Genomic DNA, 18384 nt, shown 5'->3' on the forward strand with positions numbered 1-18384 from the left:
CACGGGCGCAAAGCCCGCTCTATTCCTTGATCGAGCCCAGCATGGCTCCTTTGGCGAAATACTTTTGCAAAAACGGGTAGACGATAACGATCGGCAGCATGGCCAGCAGGATCGCGGCGTTTTGCACGTTGGGGCCGAGATTGGCCGCAAGCTGCGCGTCGACCGCGGCTTCCGCCGAAATGTTCGAGGACCCGATCGCCACCATCTGCCGCAGCAAAGGCTGAATCGGCCACTGCGTCGTATCGTTCAGATAGATGATCGCCGAGAAAAACTCGTTCCAGTATTGCACCATGAAAAACAGGGTGAACGTCGCGATAATCGGCTTGGATAGCGGAATGACGATCGAAAACAAAATGCGGAATTCCCCCGCTCCGTCGATTCGCGCCGCCTCGTCGAGACTTTCCGGCAAGCTCTGAAAAAACGTCCGGATGACCATGATGTTGAAGGCGCTCGTCGCGGCCGGCAGCACGATCGCCCAAAGCGAATCGATCAGTCCCAGGCTTTTGACGACGAGATAGTTCGGGATGAGCCCTCCGTGAAAAATCATCGTGAAAAAGATGAACAGCAGCAGAAACCGCCGGCCCGGCACGAATTTTTTCGACAACGCGTAAGCGAGCGTAATCGACACGACGAGATTGACGCACGTTCCCAGCACCGTGATGACGACCGAGTTTTGCAGCGACTTCAGAAAGGTCGGCGCCTGCAGCAAATAGTCGTAAGCGGCGAGCGTCCACGTTTTCGGCCACAAGTAGAAATTGCCGGCAAGCGATTCGGACGGAGGGCTGAACGAGACGGCGATAATGTACAGGAACGGCAGGATCACCGTTAAGCAAAACAGAACAACGAGCAGCGCGTTCAAGCTGTCGAACCATGGAATTTTGATTTTCATCCGGCGCCCCTCCTAGAAAATCCCGTCTTCGCCGAGCCATCTGGCCGCATAATTCGCCGCAACCACCAGAATCAGGCTGACGACCGATTTGAACATGCCGACCGTGATCCCGAAGCTGTAGTCGAACTGCTCCAGGCCGACGTGATAGACGTACAAGTCGAATACGTTGGAGACGTCCAGATTCAGGCTGTTCGTCATCAGGAAAATTTGCATGAAGTTCGAATCGAGCGACGATCCGAGCCGCAGCAGCAGCAGGATGACAATCGTCGATTTCAGGCTCGGCAGCGTAATGTGCCAAATATTTTGAAAGCGGTTCGCACCGTCGACCTTGGCCGCCTCGTACAGCTCCGGGTTAATGCCGGCCAGCGCCGCGAGGAAAATGATCGTTCCCCACCCCGCGTCCTTCCAGATCGCCTGGAACACGACGAGCGGACGGAACCATTCGTTGCTGACGAGGAACATTGCGCTCGTCCCGAACCAATCCTCGAGCAGGTTGTTGATGACTCCGGAAGGACCGAAGAAGGAGATCGTCATCCCGTAGATGACGACCCAGGACAAAAAGTGGGGAAGATAAACGACCGTTTGCGAAACGCGCTTGAACGGACCGAATTTAATTTCGCTCAGCATGATGGCCAGAATGATCGTCACCGGAAAGAACACGATCAAATTGTAAAAGCTCAGCAGCAGCGTGTTTCGGAGCAGCATGAAAAAATCGTCCGTACTGAAAAAATCCCGGAAATGCTGAAGCCCGACCCAGGGGCTGTCCCATATGCCGATAAACGGGCTGTAATCCTTGAACGCGAGCAGCAGTCCCCACATCGGGGCGTAATGAAAGACGACGAAATAAAGAATTCCGGGAGCGGCCAGCAAATAAAAGGGCCACAACCGCTTCATATGGCTCAGACGAAACGCTCCTGTCACGCTCGTTCCCCTCCTGTCCGGATCAAAAAAAGGGGCTTGAAACCCCTCTTTTCGATCTCTCTTTTCTAAAAACTATTGTTGGTCCGCATTGTATTGGTCGAGCAGCTCCTGCTTGATTTGCGCGCCGACTCCGCCGGCCCAGGCGTCGATTTCGGCCTGAACGGCCGGCCATTCGGCTTCGCCTAGCACGTACTGCGTCATGACCGCGCTCATCTTCTTGAAGCTGTCCGGATTTTTCGCCGCGGTCGGCGAGTTGTACGGCAGGAACGGGTTGGCAATGCCGAACTGGCTGATCGTATCCAGCGACTTCTTCTGCATTTCCAAAATTTCCGGCACCTTCGAGTTCGCGTACACGTACGGGTCGACCCGGTTTTCCAAAATGAACTGCGACGGCTTGTCGAGGTCGTACTGCTTCTTCTGTTCCTCCGTCTGCACGGCGATGCCGTCCTTGAATTCGCTCGAATGCACGCCGATGATGCCTGCCTTCGAGAAGGCGACGTTCTCCTCCGAGGCGGTGAAATCGAGGAAGTCGACGATTTTCTGCACCTTCTCCTCCGGCACGGAGCTCGGAATCGCCCACAGGCCGTAATAGCCGCCGAGAACCGCTACCCCTTTGTCGCCGTTCGGGCCTTCGAGCACGTCAATGATCGCGACTTCCGCGTTCGGGTCGGCTTGCTTGAGCTTTTCCATGTTCGTTTCCAGCATGTCGGAGACGTTTCCGGCGAACACGCCCGCGACGCCGGCCAAAAACTTGTTTCTGGACTGCTGCTGGTTTTTCAGCACGGGAGCGTCTTTGTCGATCAGGCCCTTGCTCCAGGCCTCCCGCAGCCAATCCAGGTACGCCTTTTGCTCCGGCGTTTCCGCGTCGCGGACCGCCTGGCCGTTCTCGACCGCCCAATCGTACGGCATGCCGAGCGCGAACTTGATCGGCAGCGTGCCGGCGAACGGTCCCGGGGCGCTTGCGCCTTCCGCTCCGAACAGGGCGAGCGGGACGGTTTTGCCGCCGCCGGCCGGATCGTTCTCCTTGAACACCTCGAGCGCATGGGTCAGTTCGTCCAGCGTCTTCGGAACGGCCAGATTGTATTTGTCCAGCCAGTCCTTGCGGATCAGGAAGCTCGCCTCGCCGCCGCCGTACAGGCCGCGCGGGCGGGGAATGCCGTATACCTTGCCTTCCACCCTGACGTTGTTCCATACCTTTTCGTCGATCAGCTTGATGTTTTCGGTATTTTCCAAATAAGGGGTCAAATCGTGGAACGCGCCCATTTGCACCAGATTGACGAATTTGTCGTCCTTCCCGCCCTCCATCAGCAGAAGATCGTACGAATCGCCCGCCGACACGGCTACGGACAACTTATCCTTGTAGGCTTCGGAAGGAACGAACGAGATGTCCAGCTTGACGTTCGCGCGCTTTTCCAGATCTTCCTTCGCCTTGTTGCCTTCCGTCACGGGCGGATCCCCGAACAAAATCGTCATCGCCTTGATTTCGGTCGGCGCCGCTCCTGCCTGCTGGGACGAACCCGGCTGCGCGGACGAACCGCCCGCGGAAGAATTGCCGGCCGCTCCTCCGTTATTGCCGGAACATCCCGCAAGCGCGGCTCCGGCCAGCGTAAACGCCGCCAAAGAGAGCAAAAGCTTTTTTTTCCCTTTCATGTTGTTCCCCCGTTTCAATGTAGTTCGGTTCGGTTGACTTCGGCTTACATATCGGATTATAAAAAAAGCGGTAAAGCGTTTACATGACAGATCCGAGCGAAAGTGTCGCCGTTTTTAACATTTGCTCGGCAGACTATACCCCGGCAATGGGCAGTGTACTATAATCGAATTACTTAAACCAACCTCCCAAAACGGAAGGGGTCCGCAAATGGCATCCCCGTTTTTTCATTTTTTGACCAAAAGCTTTTACGCAAAAATGATTGCCGTCATGTTCGCCGTGTCTATCGTACCGTTAATCGTATTGTCCGTCATCTCCATCTCGGTATCCAGCACGACCGTCGAAAGCCAGGTCAACCGGCTGAACGCGCAGCTGGTCAACCAGATCGTCGACCGGGTCGAGCTGACGATGACGAGGCTCCGCGAGCTCAGCGGCCAATACTCGTCGATCTCGTCCATCCAAAGCGCGCTCGTCGCGCCTTCCGCCCAATATTTCGACGACGTCGTGCGAAAGAGGGATCTGATCTCCGTCCTGGGCACGGCGTCCGCCGTCATCGGCAACGTGGAAGGGCTGCAGGTGTATTCCGCCGTGACGGGCGAGGTGCTGTCTTCGGCGGACGCCCCGAGCGCGCTCGGGGATTCGCCCTACAAGCCGGTGTTCGATCTTTTTCTCGCTTCGGGCGAAAACAACCTGTTCCTCGACAAGGAGTCGTTTCCCGGCCTCGAATTGCTCGACAATTCGACGTATTACGTCAGCCGCCTCCCGATCGAGCCCTACGAGGACATGAAAGGCGCGCTGCTCATTTCCATGAGCAATGCGGAATTTTTGCGCCAGATTCAAAATATCCAGCTGGGGTCCCGGGGCTCGGTGTCCTTGCTGACGCAAAACGGGGCCACGGTCGCCACGACAAGCAAGCTCGGCGCGGAAGAGGATGCCGAGCGCATCCGGCATATTTTGCGGCAATGGCAGGACGCCGGGAAGCCGGACCAATTCGCGATGGACGCTTCGATCATCTCGGTCAAGCAGACGTCCACCTACGACAAATGGATCGTCGTTTCGGAAATTCCGTCCGGGGAGCTGAATCGAAGCTCGGACATCATTCGCAAAACCGTGACGTATTTCCTCGTCGTTCTCATTCTGGTCGGCCTGCTCGCCATCGTCGGCTTCGGCTACCAGCTGTACCGGCCGCTGCAGGCGATCAAGCGCCAGGTGGCCGCCTTCAAAAAAGGGCGCTTCGACGCCCGCGTCACCCGGTTCGCGAATAACGAGATCGGGGAGCTCGGACGGATGCTGAACGCGATGGCCGGCCGGATCCAGGAATTGCTTGCGGACCTGCAGCAATCGGAGGATTTGAAGCGGAGGCTGGAAATCCGGGCGCTCCAGTCCCAGATCAACCCGCACTTTATGTACAACACGCTGAACACGATCCGCATGTTCGCCATGCTGAAGGATTACGACAAGATCAATGCGATCATGGGGCGGCTCGTCTCGATGCTTCGCTACTCGATGGAAAATGTCGACCAGACCGTTCCGCTGCGGCAGGAGCTGGATTACGTCCGCGACTACATCGAGCTGCTCAATACGCGCTACAAGTGCCGGTTGACGCTTCGCGACGAAATCGAGCCGGAGCTTGCGGACATGGAAGTTCCGAAGCTGAGCCTGCAGCCGCTCGTCGAAAATTCGGTATTTCACGGGATTTTGCCCAGGAAGGCGGAGGACGGCCATATCGACGTCCGGGTACGCGCGGTTCCGGAAGAAGGGAGCATCCTGCTGGAAATCGAGGACGACGGGATCGGCATGGAGAAAAACAGCCTGGAAAAGCTGAAGCTGCATTTGCTGCGCGAGCAACTGGGGGAAAATATCGGACTGCTGAACGTCTGGTTGCGGCTGCGGCTCCTGTTCGGCAAGGGGACGCATTTCGAGCTGGACGGCGCGGAGGGAGAAGGAATGCGCATCCGCTTCCTGCTTCCCGCCGAGGCGGTTCACGTAAAGGAGGTTGCCGATGAACAAGGCTAAAGTCATTCTCGTGGAAGACGAACTTCCGGCCAGAACCGTGTTCCGGCAAATGATCGGGGAACGGGACGATTTGTTCGAGCTCGTCGGCGAAGCGGAGGACGGCCGCGACGGCTTGGACCTGTTTTGGGCGCACAGGCCCCACGTCATCGTGACCGACATTACGATGCCCGGCATGAACGGTCTCGACATGCTGCGCGAAATCGAAAACAGCGGGGAGCCCCAGCCGCAAAAAATCATTTTGACCTGCCATCAGGATTTTCATTACGCGAAGCAGGCCATTCAGCTCAAGGCCGCTTCCTATCTGCTCAAGGACGACTGTCTGTCCGATCCGAAGCTGCTGACCCGGACGATGGAGGAGCTGACGTCCCGGTTGGCGTCTATCGACCGGAACCGGCAAAAGCAGCTTCAGCTGGAGCGGCAGGTCAGATCCAACGAGATCGAAATCGAGCGGAATCTTTTTCTCGATATGCTGCGCAGTCCCGCCGCCGAGGAAAAATGGCTGGAAAACCTCGAGTCGTCCGGCTTTCCGCAGCGCGGCGGGCGGCTTCACGCCATCCTGCTCGAGCTCGACAGCGGCTCCCTGCGCTTCTCGCTCGACCAGCTCGAAGAACTGAAGCTGTGGCAGTTTGCCGGAGTGAACGTGCTCAGGGAGCTGCTCGGCGGCTTTCCGGCGCGCAAGGTGATTTCGCTGGACAAGGGACGGTTTCTGGCGTTATACGCGGCGGGTCCGGAGCTTCAGGCGTTTCCGGTCGCGATCGACCAGGTGATCCGTTCGTTTCATGCGTTTTTGAAAATGAACGCCTTCGCCCTGCATATCGCGTCGGATAAGGGGCTTGCGGAGTGGACGGCGGCGCTTCGAAAGCTCGCGGCGGCCCCCTACCCGTTTTTTTACGGCGGCAGCCGGACGGCCGGGATCGGGGAATGCGACGGCTTGAACCGGTTCGAGCGGGTGCCGGAGCCGTACGGCAGGCACTGGAACAAGCTGCTGAAGCAGGCGCTGCTGGAATCGCGCCTGACCGAAGCGCCGCTGGAGAAGGAGCGGGCCTCCTTTTTCCGTCAGGCGAAGGAGCAAAACTGGGAACCGGAGCAAATTAAATCGCTGTACGGGAGGGTTTTTCTGGAATTGAGCCGGTTTGCGCCGGAAGCCGGGCAAAGATCGGGACTGGAGGCCGAATTCCGCAAAAAGCTCGACCAGAGCCAGACGTTCCAGGCCGTGCACGATACGACCGTCGCCTGCTTCCGCCAGCTGCAGCAGCAGCAGGGCGACGCGAAAAAAATCGACGCCTCCATTGCGGCGCTCGTTCAAAAAATGCACGAGGATTTGAGCTACCCCTACAAGCTGGAGGAGCTCGCCGCGTCGATCAATTACAGCGTCCCTTACTTCAGCGCCATGTTCAAAAAAACGACCGGGGAAAGCTTCATCCACTATTTGACTCGCCTGCGGATCGAAAAGGCGAAGCTGCTGCTGCTGACGACCGACCAGAAAACGTTCGAAATCGCCGAGGCGGTCGGCTTCGAAAACTACCGGTCGTTCAACCGCATTTTCAAGAAAGAAACCGGGATGTCCCCGTCGGATTTTCGGAAAGGGTAAGGCTCGGCCGATCGAAAAAAGCCGGCCCGCCGGGCAGCGTTTCATCTGCTTGACGGGTCGGCTTATTCGCGGGTTCTGCCCGATGAGTCTCGCTTGCGTTACAGCGCGCTGCCGCCGTAAAGGAAGCGGTATTCCCAGTGCTTGCCGGCGATCGAATCGACGCGCACGCCGCCCGATTCGTTCGAGTAGGTTTGCAAAATCTGCCCGTTGCCGAGGTAAATGCCGACGTGCGTAATGCGCGTGCCGAACGGGCTTTTGGACGTATAGTTCGAGGCGCTTGTCCCTTTGTAGGACATGAAAAACATCAGATCGCCGCGCTTCAGCTTCGTCCAGTCGGTCGTCACCTGCGACTTGCTTCGCACGTATTCCCCTTGGCCCCGGGAATCGGCCGGCAGCGTAATGCCGAGCGCGTCCTTGAACGCCTGCCTCACGAAATCGGAGCAGTCGAACGTCGCCGTGTTGCTGCGGCTCGAGCCGTACTCGTACGGCGTGCCCAAATACTTCATCCCCGCGGCGATGACGGCTTCGACCTGCGCGGATACCGAGTCTCCGCCCGTCGAAGGAGCCGAAGGCGCAGCCGGTGCGGACGGCGTAGACGGCGCGGGCACGCTGCCGGTCAGCTTGATGTATTTGGAGTTCGTGCTGACGTAGCCCGACACGCCGCTCGCATCCTTAACGGCATACCAGTAGGAATTGATCTTCGAGGTGACGGTGACCTGCTCGCCTTTTTTCAAATAGCGCATGAATGCGCCGGAGGTCGACGGTGACTTGCGGAACGAAACGCCGGACACGATGACGGCATTGCTCCCGTCGACCGCGCCGGTTGACGAGCCCCCGCCAATAAGATTGACGTATTTGGCTTGCGAGGAAACGTAGCCGACCTGGCCGGAAGCGTCCTGCACCTTATACCAGTAGCTGTTCGTCTTCTCCAGAAGCGTCAGCGACTCGCCCGATTTCAAATACCGCATGACGGTAGACGACGTCGACGGCGCCGTACGGAAGCTCACCGACGCCACAATATGGACCGACTGCGGCTCGGCGGCGGCGGCCATCCCCGCCGGCGCGATCGCGGCCATAAGCAAAGTTCCCGACAGTAACAACGTGATTCGTCTCATGAGTATAGGATCCTCCCGTGATGTCGACGTTGCGAAGCGCTCGTTCGGCTTCGGGGATTATTATAGGCAGCCCCTCTCAACGCCTTCTATCGGACCTGAATCACGGGAACTTGTCGCGGAATAGGAAAATAGAATTAAAAAAAACAAGGAAAAAAGAAGGAAGTTCCCCGCAGTGCAATGATGAGAGCGCCTCAAGGGAACCACCAATTACCAAGCCTTATTCCAGGCGCTTGTCCTAAAAACTAGAAAAAACAGTTCTCTATGAGTATTTTTTAATGTCGCTAGGGAATGACGATCGAGAACGTTTCGTTCGTTTCGTCCTTGTTCGCTCCGCATGCCGCCAGGCGGTATTCCGTGCCTTCGTCCGTCTTTGTTTCCGTCACGCTGCCGCAAAAATCGACGAGCTTCTGCGGGTTCCCAAACGCATCGTGCGCATTGTCGAACCGATACTGGATCGTCTCCCCGTCGAAGATCAGGTTGTAAAAGATCGGATCGCCTTCGATCGTATAGGCGGTGACCTGCACATCGTCCGGTTTCTTGCTTTCGACATTGTCCGCAAACCCGGTCCAGCGCTCCGCGTTCGCCACTCCGCGAAGCCCGATGACGACATCGCCGTTCCGCTCGGCGGCTTCGGACGTATATTCGAGCCCGTGAATCAGCTCGTACAGCTCCTTGGTCGCTTCCTCCGTCAGGTTGTAGCCGGTTCCGGTATCGCTGGCATCCATGTACATGCCTTTGGAGCCTTTCGCTCCCGCCTCGTCGACCCACAGATGAATCGCTTGCGGGACGCCGTCGCGCTCGATGACGACGTCGTAATCGGCAAACGCGACGTCCAGCAAGCCCGGAATTCGCTCCGCCGACGAGATTGCGCTTTCGAACGCCCGGATTTGCCCGGGCTCGGTAAACGAGCCGTACTCCGCTTCATTGATCAATCCGAAATTGACGAACCGGCTGACCGTTACTTTCGGCTCCGCGTTCGTTTCGGCGTACACGTCGCCCGGCACCGTCGTTTCTTCCGCCGAACGTCCGCATGCCGTCGCCAGAAGCAGCACGGCAGCCATCAGAAAAGCTGAAATTTTTCTCATCTCGAATTCCTCCCCCGGTTTAAGACGTTTTCGTTCCGAAAAAGTTTCAGAGCGCTTGGAGAAATTCGTCTCGCGAGCGACTCGAATCGGCCATCTGGCGACAAAAAACCTCCAGCCGTCGGCTGGAGGTTGAAGGCGCAGCGGCTTACGCTTGCTGCATGCGTTCCCGAAGCTTCTCGATTTCGGGATTTTCGAGATATTCGTCGTATGTCGTCATCCGGTCGATCAGGCCGTTCGGCGTAATTTCGATAATGCGGTTGGCGATCGTCTGGATGAACTGATGGTCATGCGACGTGAAAATCATCGTCTCGTCGGTTTCGATCAAGCCGTTGTTGAGCGCCGTGATCGATTCCAGGTCGAGGTGGTTCGTCGGCTCGTCGAACATCAGCATGTTCGCGCCGCTCAGCATCATTTTCGACAGCATGCAGCGCACCTTCTCGCCCCCGGACAGCACCGACGCCTTCTTCAGCGCTTCGTCGCCCGAGAACAGCATGCGGCCGAGGAAGCCGCGCACGAACGATTCGTCCTGGTCCTTCGAGTATTGGCGCAGCCAGTCGACGAGCGAAAGGTCGACGCCGTCAAAGTACGCCGAGTTGTCTTTCGGAAAATAAGCCGGCGTAATCGTGACGCCCCACGTCACCGAGCCGGAATCCGGCTGCACTTCGCCCGCCAGCACCTGGAACAGCGCCGTCTTCGCCTGGCCGCGAGGGCCGACGAGGGCGATTTTGTCGCCTTTGTTGACGACGAAGGACACGCCGTCGAGCAGCTTCTCCCCGTCTACCGTAAGCGACACGTTGTCGACCGTTACGATCTGCTTGCCCGCTTCGCGTTCCGGCTTGAACTGGATGAACGGATATTTGCGGTTGGAAGGCCGGATATCGTCGAGCGAAATTTTGTCGAGCATCTTGCGGCGGCTCGTCGCCTGCTTCGCCTTCGATTTGTTGGCGGAGAAGCGCTGGATGAACTCCTGCAGCTCCTTGATTTTGTCTTCCTTTTTCTTGTTTTGCTCCCGCATCAGCTTGAGCGCCAATTGGCTGGACTCGTACCAGAAGTCGTAGTTGCCCACGTAGAGCTGGATTTTGCCGAAATCGATGTCCGCGATATGCGTACAAACCTGGTTCAGGAAGTGCCGGTCGTGGGATACGACGATGACGGTGCCCTGATAACGGGCCAAAAACTCTTCCAGCCAGTTGATCGATTCGATATCCAGGTGGTTGGTCGGTTCGTCCAGCAGCAGGATGTTCGGATTGCCGAACAACGCTTGCGCGAGCAGCACGCGAACCTTCTCGTTGCCGCCGAGCTCCGCCATCTTCTTGTCGTGCAGATCGGTCGTGATGCCGAGGCCGTTCAGCAGCTCCGCCGCCTCGCTTTCCGCCTCCCAGCCGTTCATTTCGGCGAATTCCGCTTCCAGCTCGCCCGCCCGCATGCCGTCTTCATCCGAGAAATCCGCCTTCGCGTAGATGGCGTCTTTCTCTTTCATGACCGCATAGAGCCGCTCGTGGCCCATAATGACGGTTTCCAGCACGCCGAACTCGTCGTAGGCGAAGTGATCCTGCTTGAGCACCGCCAGCCGTTCTCCCGGCGTAATGTGCACTTCGCCGGACGTCTGCTCGACCTCGCCGGATAAAATTTTCAGAAACGTCGACTTCCCCGCGCCGTTCGCTCCGATCAAGCCGTAGCAGTTGCCGGGGGTAAACTTGATGTTGACGTCTTCGAACAAAGCGCGCTTTCCGTAACGCAGACTAACGCCGCTAACCGAAATCATGACTTCACTCCATTCTTGTTATCGAAAAACCGAATTGCCTATGGCGAATCGCATCGTTTCGCCGTGATGAAGCATGAAAATCCGATCTTCCGCAATATTCAAACGGCATCGTTCCGCTTCCAGCCGCTCCAGGGCGTCCCGGGGCGTGTCGTCCGCAAGCTTGAACGAACCGTAGTGCATCGGCACGAAATAATCCGCCCGGACGTCCCGGTAAGCTCTAAGGGCGTCTTCCGGGCTGATGTGCTGCGGAGCCATGAACCATTCCGGCTCGTAGGCGCCGATCGGCATGAGCGCCACGTCGATTTTGCCGAAGCGGCGGCCGATTTCCGAAAATCCGCGAAAATACCCGCTGTCCCCGGCAAAGTACACCGTCGGGCCCGCATGGCTTTCCATCACCCAACCGCCCCAATGCGAGTCGTTCGTATCCCACAGCGTCCGGCGCGTCCAATGCTGGGCGGGAACGAAGGTAAACTTGACGCCGTGCAGCGACACCTCTTCCCACCAGTTCAATTCTTCCACGAGGGGAAAGCCTTTGTCCAGCATTTTGTGGCGGAGACCCGCGGGAACGATCAGCCGCTTCGTTCCTCTCAACCTGCGCAAGGATGCCAGGTGCAGATGATCGTAATGCGAGTGGGACACCAGCACGACGTCGACGGGGGGCATGTCCGACAATTCCACGCCGGGCGGGGCGAGGCGCTTCTGAAGCGCCATTCGGCGCGCCCATACGGGATCGGTCACGATGTTAAGGCCGCACATTTGAATGAGAAACGTCGAATGCCCGATCCATGTAATCGAAGGCTCGGAACGGTTCGTTTGCAAATACCGCAAATCCGGAACGACGTTCGGAACGCATTCGCTGTAATCTCGGCTAAGGAAGTTCTGGAGACGGTCCTGACTCCACCGGAACAACTGGCGTCTGGCCGCGCTGTTCGCAGGGGCAGAATCCATGTTGACGAAGCGGTGTTTGCGCATGTAACCCCTCCGATGATGTGCTCATTCATACTATAGCAGGAATCGGGGGAATGTACCAACGGGGTCCCAAATATCCGGACATTTTTCCTCTGTAAATTTCATAGGAGCGGAACGCCTGCTCCAAATTTCCGGGCGTCACGAAGCAGGGGGACTTGTCAAACGTATAAAGGCTGGAGCGCATCAGCACCGAAGCGACGAAATGGGAACAAAAATACGTGTTTTTGCGGTGCAGCTCCTTTTTGAGCAGGACGCCGGCAAGCCCGAGCAAGCTGTAGCCGTAGCGGTCGCAATCGGCCATCATCGTTTCGACGTACTCGCGCATCCGATGATATTCCTCTGCGGGAACCGGACAGCGGAAAACGGCGCAATCCGCGTTTCCGTAAAAGGAATCGCGGAAATTTTCGCGGATGAGGCCCGCGAACAGCGGGTTGCGAAGTTTTTTTCTTCCGAAGCTGTATACTTCGTGCAAGCCGGGATCAAAAGCGATGGAAGCATGATTCAAATCGTCTTTCGTAAACCATTTGATCGTATTGCTGAACATCGTCCCGGTTGCCGAAAGCACGATATAAATATTCGCCGAGGGCGAATTCAAGTTTTCAATCGGCATGACGACCTCTCCTTACGAGCATCAAATACAATTTTATGCTAATGTAAAACGTGCGGGAAGAATACGTACGCCGGTTGTGTTTGCGGCTAGGACTCGAGACGAGTCTCGAACCCCGACTTAAGCCCGGGAAACTCGTCGATTCCCGCATTCATGAACGTTGACGATTGGGAGGCGAACGAAAATGAAATTGCTGTCGATCGAACCGACGCCCAGCCCGAATTCCATGAAACTGAACGTGGACGAAAAGCTGGCCCCCGGCGAACGCCACACGTATACATTGGACAAAAGAGACCAAGTTCCTCCTTTTTATTTGCGTCTTCTTGCGATTGACGGCGTCAAGAGCGTATTCCGCACGGCCGACTTCATCGCGGTCGACCGGCGTCCGAGCGCCGATTGGGCGGAAATTTTAGGCGCCGTTCGCGAGCTGTTCGGAGCGGGCGGCGTCGCGGCGGAAGCGCTGGGCGGACCGGAAGCGGGAGGCTTCGGGGAAGCGCACGTGCTGGTGCAAATGTATCGCGGCATCCCGATGCAGATCCGGGTTCGGCACGGAGGGCAGGAGGCAAGAGCGGCGCTGCCCGAACGATTTGCCGCGGCGGTGTCGGAAGCCGCCGGCGCGACGATGATCCGCGAGCGGAAGCTGGAGGAGATCGGCGTCCGCTACGGGGAGCCGCAGGACATTTTGGAGGAGATCGGACGCGAGCTCGACGCGGCCTATCCGGACGAGCGGCTGCGCGAGCTGATCGCGCAGGCGCAAGCCGCCGGCGCGGGCGGCGCGGAGGCGGCGCAGCCGGAGCCTCCCGCGGAGCTGCCGCGGGAGGAGCTGGAGCGGCGCTTGTCCGCTCCGGACTGGCAGACGCGGTACGCGGCGCTCTCCCGCGTCAAGCCGGATGCCTCGCTGCTGCCGCTGCTCGCCGCGGCCGTGCGCGACGCGCACGTCTCGGTGCGCAGGCTCGCCGTCGTTTACCTCGGCGACCTGCGCAGTCCGGAGGCGCTTCCGCATTTGTTCGAAGCGCTCCAGGACTCTTCCGTCGCCGTGCGGCGGACGGCCGGCGACACGCTGTCCGATCTGGGCGACCCCGCCGCGATCGGACCGATGACGGCGGCGCTCGCGGACGCGAACAAGCTCGTTCGCTGGCGCGCGGCGCGGTTCCTGTACGAAGCCGGCGACGAGACGGCTTTGGAGGCGCTCGAGCGCGTCGCCGCGATCGAGCCCGAATTCGAAGTGCGCCTGCAGGCCGAAATGGCCGTCGCGCGTATCAAGAGCGGCGAGGAAGCCGCCGGCTCCGTGTGGCAGCAGATGACGCGGGCGCGCGAGGGCAGGCAGGAGTGACGGCAGGCTGCACAAAAGGGACGGGACGGATCGGAGCCTCGCTCCGGCCGTCCCTTTTTGAACGCCTTGATCTTCAACCCAACGGGGTTGCCGCGCCATCTTCAACCTTTAGGCGTTATCGCCGCCGTCAACTTGCCCGATCATTCCGACCTCCGGTCGCGCCTCGTCGAAATCAATCATGTCGAATATCCGACCGATGATCCGCCTTGCCGGTATCAACCGCCCTGAATAGCCGACTTCCTACCGCATTTCCGACACTAACCGTCTGAATAGCCAACCTTGACCCTGCATTCCGGTTCCATTTTTCGGTTCACTTAAATCCAGTTCCCTCCGACCCGCTCTCCCCGCAAAAATAGGTCAATTTAATACGCGGCAACCGTTTTGTAATGAAACCGTAATATCGCTTTCACCTGTCCTTCACATTCAGGGGATACAATACAGACATGACCCCCCTTTTCATTTATATATCTCTCCACTGACCTGCGGCCCGAAGCTGCAGGTTCTTTTTTTACCGCGAACGGCACTATCCCCTTTACTCAGCACTATTCGTTACATCACCCTAACCTCGATATCCTTTCCCTTATCTACCGAACCCTGATTCCGGTATCCCCTTTGCTCAGTATCCTTCGCTAGGCGAACCCTAGTTCCGATATCCCTTTCGCTCAGCACCTTCCAGCCAGCAAATATAGACTCATTTGACGTTGAGAAAGCTAGGGTGCGTTTTGGCGAACTGGCCCGACTGACCCGACGGGATATCGAGACTAGGGTGCGTTTTGGCGAACTGGCCCGACTGAGCCGATGGGATATCGAGATTAGGCTGCGATTTCGCAAACTGCCCCGACTGACCCGACGGGATATCGAGACTAGGCTGCGATTTCGCAAACTGGGCCCGACTGACCCGACGGGATACCTTACAGCCTGATTTCGCGGCCTTCCTTCGAAGATCGGTAGATCGTTTCGATCAACCGGACCGCCCTGTAGCCGTCTTCCCCGGTAACGGCGGGATCGCGGTCCTGTTCGATCGCCTCGATCATATCGGCCAGCTGCATCCGATGGTACGCGGAAGAAATCGCCTTCGGGTCGGCCGCGCCCCCGAAGTCGCCCGCTTTCGCAAGCTCCGGGCGTTCCATTCCTTCCGCCGTCCAATGCTCGATCGTATATCCTTGGACGCGAATCGTTCCTTTTTCGCCATACAAACGCAGCGTCGAAGGAAATCCCGGCTGAAAGCTGGTGGATGCCATGATGGTGCCGAAAGCGCCGCTTTTGAATTGCAAAATCGCCAACCCCAAATCCTCCGCCTCCATCCGGTGCGTTTGCGTCGCCGTTTTGCCGAATACCGTCGTCACGTCTCCGCCGAACCAAAGAAGCAGGTCGATCGGATGAATGCCCTGGTTCATGAGAGCGCCGCCGTCTTCTCGGACGGTTCCGCGCCAGTCGGCGCTGTCGTAATAAGCTTGGGTGCGATAAAAAGGCAGCGAAACCTCCGCAAGCAGCAGCCGGCCGATCGCGTTTTGGTCGATCGCTTTGCGAACCGCCTGATAGTCCTCCGCGAAACGAGACTGGGAAATCACGGCCAGTTTTACTCCTTTCGTCCGGGCGGCCCGAACCAGCTCCCAGGCGGATTCCGCCGTCATCGCGATCGGCTTTTCGACGATCACATGTTTGCCGGCTTTAACGGCATCCAATCCGATCGCGGCGTGACTTCCGCTGGATGTCGTAATGCAAATGACGTCGATGTCCGGGCGGGCCAGCAGTTCCTTGTAATCCGTCGTCCAGAAGCAGCCCTCGCGCTCGCCCGTTTTAGCCGCCCGTTCTTCACCCCTGCTGGAGACGCCGACCAGCTTCGCCCCCGGAATGTCCTTCAACGCGGCAATATGCGTATCGGCAATCGAACCGCAGCCGACGATGCCAAATCCCCATTTTTTAGCCACTTTCGATCATCCTCCCCAAAATAATCGATCATAACCCGATGCCCAATGCCGAATTCCTTATCCCGCGATAAATTTTATGTATGCGATTACGATTATAACCGAAGATGCGCCGTGATGGATATCGGATGAACCCCGAATAGGCACCTGCGGATAGGCATTCGCATATGGTGCAGTATCGCTTGCCGGCCTAAAGACGAAGGAGGAACCCAACATGCCGAAACAACGGTCGACCCGCGTTCGGCCGATCGCTCGCCAAGCTTCCGGAAAACATGTGGCGAAACTTGCGTCGAATACACAAAAGATCAAAACGAAAGAACCCGACCAAAAGACGTCCGCCAAAAAAGTTAGACTGCATCAAAGCGGCCTTGAAACGAAGCCGTCCGTCCGCAAAATTCCGTGGTGGGTGCTGCCCGAAGAAGAACGCGCCCTGCTTCCCGGCGGGGGAGGAAGTCCTGGCGGTCCGGGGCTTTTTCCGCCGCCCCTGGGTCCGAGTCCGGGCCCCGGTCCCGGACCTGGACTGTTTCCGCCCGGGCCTGGTCCATTTCCCCCGGGGCCTGGTCCGGGACCGTTCCCGCCCGGACCGGGGCCATTCCCGCCCGGACCGTTGCCACCGGGGCCAGGGCCTGGTCCGTTTCCGCCGGGGCCAGGGCCTGGTCCGTTCCCGCCTGGACCCGGACCGTTCCCGCCCGGACCGTTCCCGCTTCCGATCCCGCTTCCCATTCCGGGTCCCGGACCGTTTCCGCCCCCGCCTTTCCCGGGTCCGGCGTTTATCAACGTTCGCGTCATCGGCGGATTCGCGTTTCCGGGAGCGACCAGTTCGACATTCGTGCCGTTTTATCCCGGAATCACGCTTCGCCAGGCCCTGATTTCCTCGGGCTTGGTCAGCTTCGGACCGCTGGGCCGCATTACATCCGTAGCCGGCATCCGCATTTTCGGCAGCGTCGGCGTCGGCATTTTTTATAACGGACGGCTTATTCCGGAATCCCTGTTGAACGCCCCCGCTCAACCGAACAGCACGATCGCGCTTCAATTGTTTTATCAATAAGGAGAAAAAAGCAAGGAGAAAAAAGCCGGATCGAAGAGCATGTTCTTCGTTCGGCTTTCTTCCCGGTTGGCTTAATTTGCCGCAGAACCGCAGCATTTTTTGAATTTTTTTCCGCTGCCGCAAGGGCACGGATCGTTGCGTCCGATCTTTTGACCGGTTTTGAAGCTGATGACGTCCCCTTGCCGCGCGGACGGCGGCGCCGCGAGCACGTTCGCCGGGACCGACTTGGCCCTGGCGGCGGACAGTTCGCTCGGACTGTATCCCTTCAGCACCCATTGCCGGGTGCTGTTGTTCATGGCAACGAGAATATCCACGACAGCCGATACATCCGCTTCGTCGCGGAATTCGAAATGATGTTGCACAATGCCGAAGGCGTCGCTGAGCGATTTGCCGCTCTTGAATTCGTCAGCGCACAGATCGGCGATCAAATCCGCTTCGCCGCGTTCGATCTTGTAGTTTCGGGTAAAAAACCGAACCAGATCAAGGTAAGCCTGGGTACGCTCGACAAATCCGGGTTCGCTTGCCTCCAGCAGCTGAGCCCGGGTAAACGGCCGATAGTCCAGCCCCGACCGCATCTCCTGTTCCGAAAGAACCGCTTCCGGGTCCTCGACATCGCGAAATCTAAAAATGCCGTCGTCGTCCACGACAAACGCGTCATAGCAACCGATCGCATCGACAATCATCTCGAAAAGGTCCCGTTCTTCGTCGTAGGGTCCCGCAAGCTCTTCGAGCATGCGCTCCAGCTCGGTTTCCGGCAATACGCCATAGTAATAAAGCAAGCCCTGCGTCAATTTGATCCGCTCGGTGTTCTTTCGCACGAGGTCGGGAATCCCCGCCAGGCCTTCCATCTCCTTCAGCCGCTCCACCAGCTCGACCGGCATGACAAGGACCGGCTTTCCCTTCACCTCCGCGGGAAACGCCAGCGCCCGTTCTCTCATATATTCGACGATGAGAGGGGAGAACTTCGGGCTGCTGATCAGCCCATCGTTTCGAATAAACGTTCTCAGCAGTTCCCAGCGGGACGAATCCCATAACTGGGTCAACCTCGCGGCCCCTTCGGGGAGTTCCGCCGCCACCGACTCGACGACCGCCTGACGGTTCCCGCCGGTTTTTGCTTCCCGCATATCGAGAAGCCTCTTTACCCTCCGCATTTCTTCAACCGTCAACAGCTTTAAGGCATCGCGCAGCCGGAGCGGCAATTCCGGCTCGATCAACCTCTTGCTGGCAAAGCCGTTTCCTTCGTTCGGCATCCTTGTCTTCATCCTTCCGCTTCGTACATGGGTCGGCTGCGAAAGTTATTTTCACCGCCCGGATTTTTCCGCTTTCTTTCACTTTATACTTTACGAACGCAATAGGGCAAGCCTGCACCCTCGCAAGTCCGCCCCCAAAATCGACCATTTTCGCGGACGACTGCCGTCTCGGCCCGCAAAAAGCCTCCATCCCGGCCGCAAAGCAAGCCGCCGTCTTTT

14 protein-coding genes are annotated in these 18384 nt (G+C 58.1%); 4 read left to right on the forward strand and 10 right to left on the reverse strand.

Annotated features, from left to right (window positions below; genetic code table 11):
• Nucleotides 1-19: 19 nt before the first annotated feature.
• The 3 genes from JW799_RS02890 to JW799_RS02900 all read right to left on the reverse strand — a co-directional run bounded on the left by JW799_RS02890 (nt 20) and on the right by JW799_RS02900 (nt 3460).
• On the reverse strand, nt 20-889 hold the full coding sequence (locus JW799_RS02890; RefSeq protein ID WP_080836039.1) for a carbohydrate ABC transporter permease: 870 nt from the start codon (nt 887-889) through the stop codon (nt 20-22).
• A gap of 12 nt (nt 890-901) precedes the next feature.
• On the reverse strand, nt 902-1783 hold the full coding sequence (locus JW799_RS02895) for an ABC transporter permease (protein ID WP_080840837.1): 882 nt from the start codon (nt 1781-1783) through the stop codon (nt 902-904).
• 99 nt (nt 1784-1882) lie between these two features.
• On the reverse strand, nt 1883-3460 hold the full coding sequence (locus JW799_RS02900) for an extracellular solute-binding protein (protein ID WP_080836037.1): 1578 nt from the start codon (nt 3458-3460) through the stop codon (nt 1883-1885).
• Between the two features lie 208 nt (nt 3461-3668).
• Here JW799_RS02900 and JW799_RS02905 point away from each other — a divergent pair, with 208 nt between their 5' ends.
• Entirely contained in the window at nt 3669-5474 is a 1806-nt protein-coding gene (locus JW799_RS02905) for a sensor histidine kinase (protein WP_080836036.1), read from the forward strand.
• Nucleotides 5461-7065, forward strand: coding sequence for a response regulator transcription factor (locus JW799_RS02910; RefSeq protein WP_080836034.1), 1605 nt, complete (start codon nt 5461-5463; stop codon nt 7063-7065). The genes JW799_RS02905 and JW799_RS02910 overlap by 14 nt, the downstream gene beginning before the upstream one ends.
• A gap of 98 nt (nt 7066-7163) precedes the next feature.
• Here the strand turns inward: JW799_RS02910 and JW799_RS02915 are convergent, their stop codons facing one another.
• The 5 genes from JW799_RS02915 to JW799_RS02935 form a co-directional block, all read right to left on the reverse strand.
• Entirely contained in the window at nt 7164-8180 is a 1017-nt protein-coding gene (locus JW799_RS02915) for a C40 family peptidase (protein ID WP_240353132.1), read from the reverse strand.
• 281 nt (nt 8181-8461) lie between these two features.
• Nucleotides 8462-9265 carry a DUF4362 domain-containing protein gene (locus tag JW799_RS02920; protein ID WP_080836030.1) on the reverse strand — a complete coding sequence of 268 codons (804 nt, stop codon included), beginning with the start codon at nt 9263-9265 and terminating at the stop codon, nt 8462-8464.
• Between the two features lie 145 nt (nt 9266-9410).
• Nucleotides 9411-11030, reverse strand: coding sequence for an ABC-F family ATP-binding cassette domain-containing protein (locus JW799_RS02925; RefSeq protein WP_080836028.1), 1620 nt, complete (start codon nt 11028-11030; stop codon nt 9411-9413).
• An 18-nt stretch (nt 11031-11048) separates the two neighbouring features.
• Nucleotides 11049-12002, reverse strand: a complete 954-nt coding sequence (locus tag JW799_RS02930; protein ID WP_205428615.1) for an MBL fold metallo-hydrolase — start codon at nt 12000-12002, stop codon at nt 11049-11051.
• A 25-nt stretch (nt 12003-12027) separates the two neighbouring features.
• The gene (locus tag JW799_RS02935) at nt 12028-12609 is read right to left on the reverse strand and encodes a hypothetical protein (protein ID WP_205428617.1); all 582 of its coding nucleotides are present in this window, start codon (nt 12607-12609) and stop codon (nt 12028-12030) included.
• A gap of 181 nt (nt 12610-12790) precedes the next feature.
• Here JW799_RS02935 and JW799_RS02940 point away from each other — a divergent pair, with 181 nt between their 5' ends.
• Complete coding sequence (locus JW799_RS02940; protein WP_205428619.1) at nt 12791-13939, forward strand: conserved virulence factor C family protein; 1149 nt, start codon at nt 12791-12793, stop codon at nt 13937-13939.
• 911 nt (nt 13940-14850) lie between these two features.
• Here JW799_RS02940 and JW799_RS02945 read toward each other — a convergent pair.
• Complete coding sequence (locus tag JW799_RS02945) at nt 14851-15870, reverse strand: Gfo/Idh/MocA family protein (protein WP_205428622.1); 1020 nt, start codon at nt 15868-15870, stop codon at nt 14851-14853.
• 826 nt (nt 15871-16696) lie between these two features.
• Here JW799_RS02945 and JW799_RS02950 point away from each other — a divergent pair.
• The gene (locus tag JW799_RS02950; protein ID WP_176220769.1) at nt 16697-16915 is read left to right on the forward strand and encodes a hypothetical protein; all 219 of its coding nucleotides are present in this window, start codon (nt 16697-16699) and stop codon (nt 16913-16915) included.
• Nucleotides 16916-16986: 71 nt separating this feature from the next.
• On the opposite strand, the gene JW799_RS02955 is transcribed toward JW799_RS02950, so the two are convergent.
• Nucleotides 16987-18165 (reverse strand): YecA family protein, encoded by a 1179-nt coding sequence (locus JW799_RS02955; protein WP_176220768.1) that lies wholly within the window; start codon nt 18163-18165, stop codon nt 16987-16989.
• Between the last annotated feature and the right edge of the window lie 219 nt (nt 18166-18384).

This window comes from Cohnella algarum, from assembly GCF_016937515.1.
GTDB classification, from domain to species: domain Bacteria; phylum Bacillota; class Bacilli; order Paenibacillales; family Paenibacillaceae; genus Cohnella; species Cohnella algarum.

What these genes read in the sequence shown, in the direction of transcription:
- JW799_RS02890 (WP_080836039.1), bottom strand. Translation starts at nt 889, where the DNA reads ATGAAAATCAAAATTCCATGGTTCGACAGCTTGAACGCGCTGCTCGTT.
- JW799_RS02895 (WP_080840837.1), bottom strand. Translation starts at nt 1,783, where the DNA reads ATGAAGCGGTTGTGGCCCTTTTATTTGCTGGCCGCTCCCGGAATTCTT.
- JW799_RS02900 (WP_080836037.1), bottom strand. Translation starts at nt 3,460, where the DNA reads ATGAAAGGGAAAAAAAAGCTTTTGCTCTCTTTGGCGGCGTTTACGCTG.
- JW799_RS02905 (WP_080836036.1), top strand. Translation starts at nt 3,669, where the DNA reads ATGGCATCCCCGTTTTTTCATTTTTTGACCAAAAGCTTTTACGCAAAA.
- JW799_RS02910 (WP_080836034.1), top strand. Translation starts at nt 5,461, where the DNA reads ATGAACAAGGCTAAAGTCATTCTCGTGGAAGACGAACTTCCGGCCAGA.
- JW799_RS02915 (WP_240353132.1), bottom strand. Translation starts at nt 8,180, where the DNA reads ATGAGACGAATCACGTTGTTACTGTCGGGAACTTTGCTTATGGCCGCG.
- JW799_RS02920 (WP_080836030.1), bottom strand. Translation starts at nt 9,265, where the DNA reads ATGAGAAAAATTTCAGCTTTTCTGATGGCTGCCGTGCTGCTTCTGGCG.
- JW799_RS02925 (WP_080836028.1), bottom strand. Translation starts at nt 11,030, where the DNA reads ATGATTTCGGTTAGCGGCGTTAGTCTGCGTTACGGAAAGCGCGCTTTG.
- JW799_RS02930 (WP_205428615.1), bottom strand. Translation starts at nt 12,002, where the DNA reads ATGCGCAAACACCGCTTCGTCAACATGGATTCTGCCCCTGCGAACAGC.
- JW799_RS02935 (WP_205428617.1), bottom strand. Translation starts at nt 12,609, where the DNA reads ATGCCGATTGAAAACTTGAATTCGCCCTCGGCGAATATTTATATCGTG.
- JW799_RS02940 (WP_205428619.1), top strand. Translation starts at nt 12,791, where the DNA reads ATGAAATTGCTGTCGATCGAACCGACGCCCAGCCCGAATTCCATGAAA.
- JW799_RS02955 (WP_176220768.1), bottom strand. Translation starts at nt 18,165, where the DNA reads ATGCCGAACGAAGGAAACGGCTTTGCCAGCAAGAGGTTGATCGAGCCG.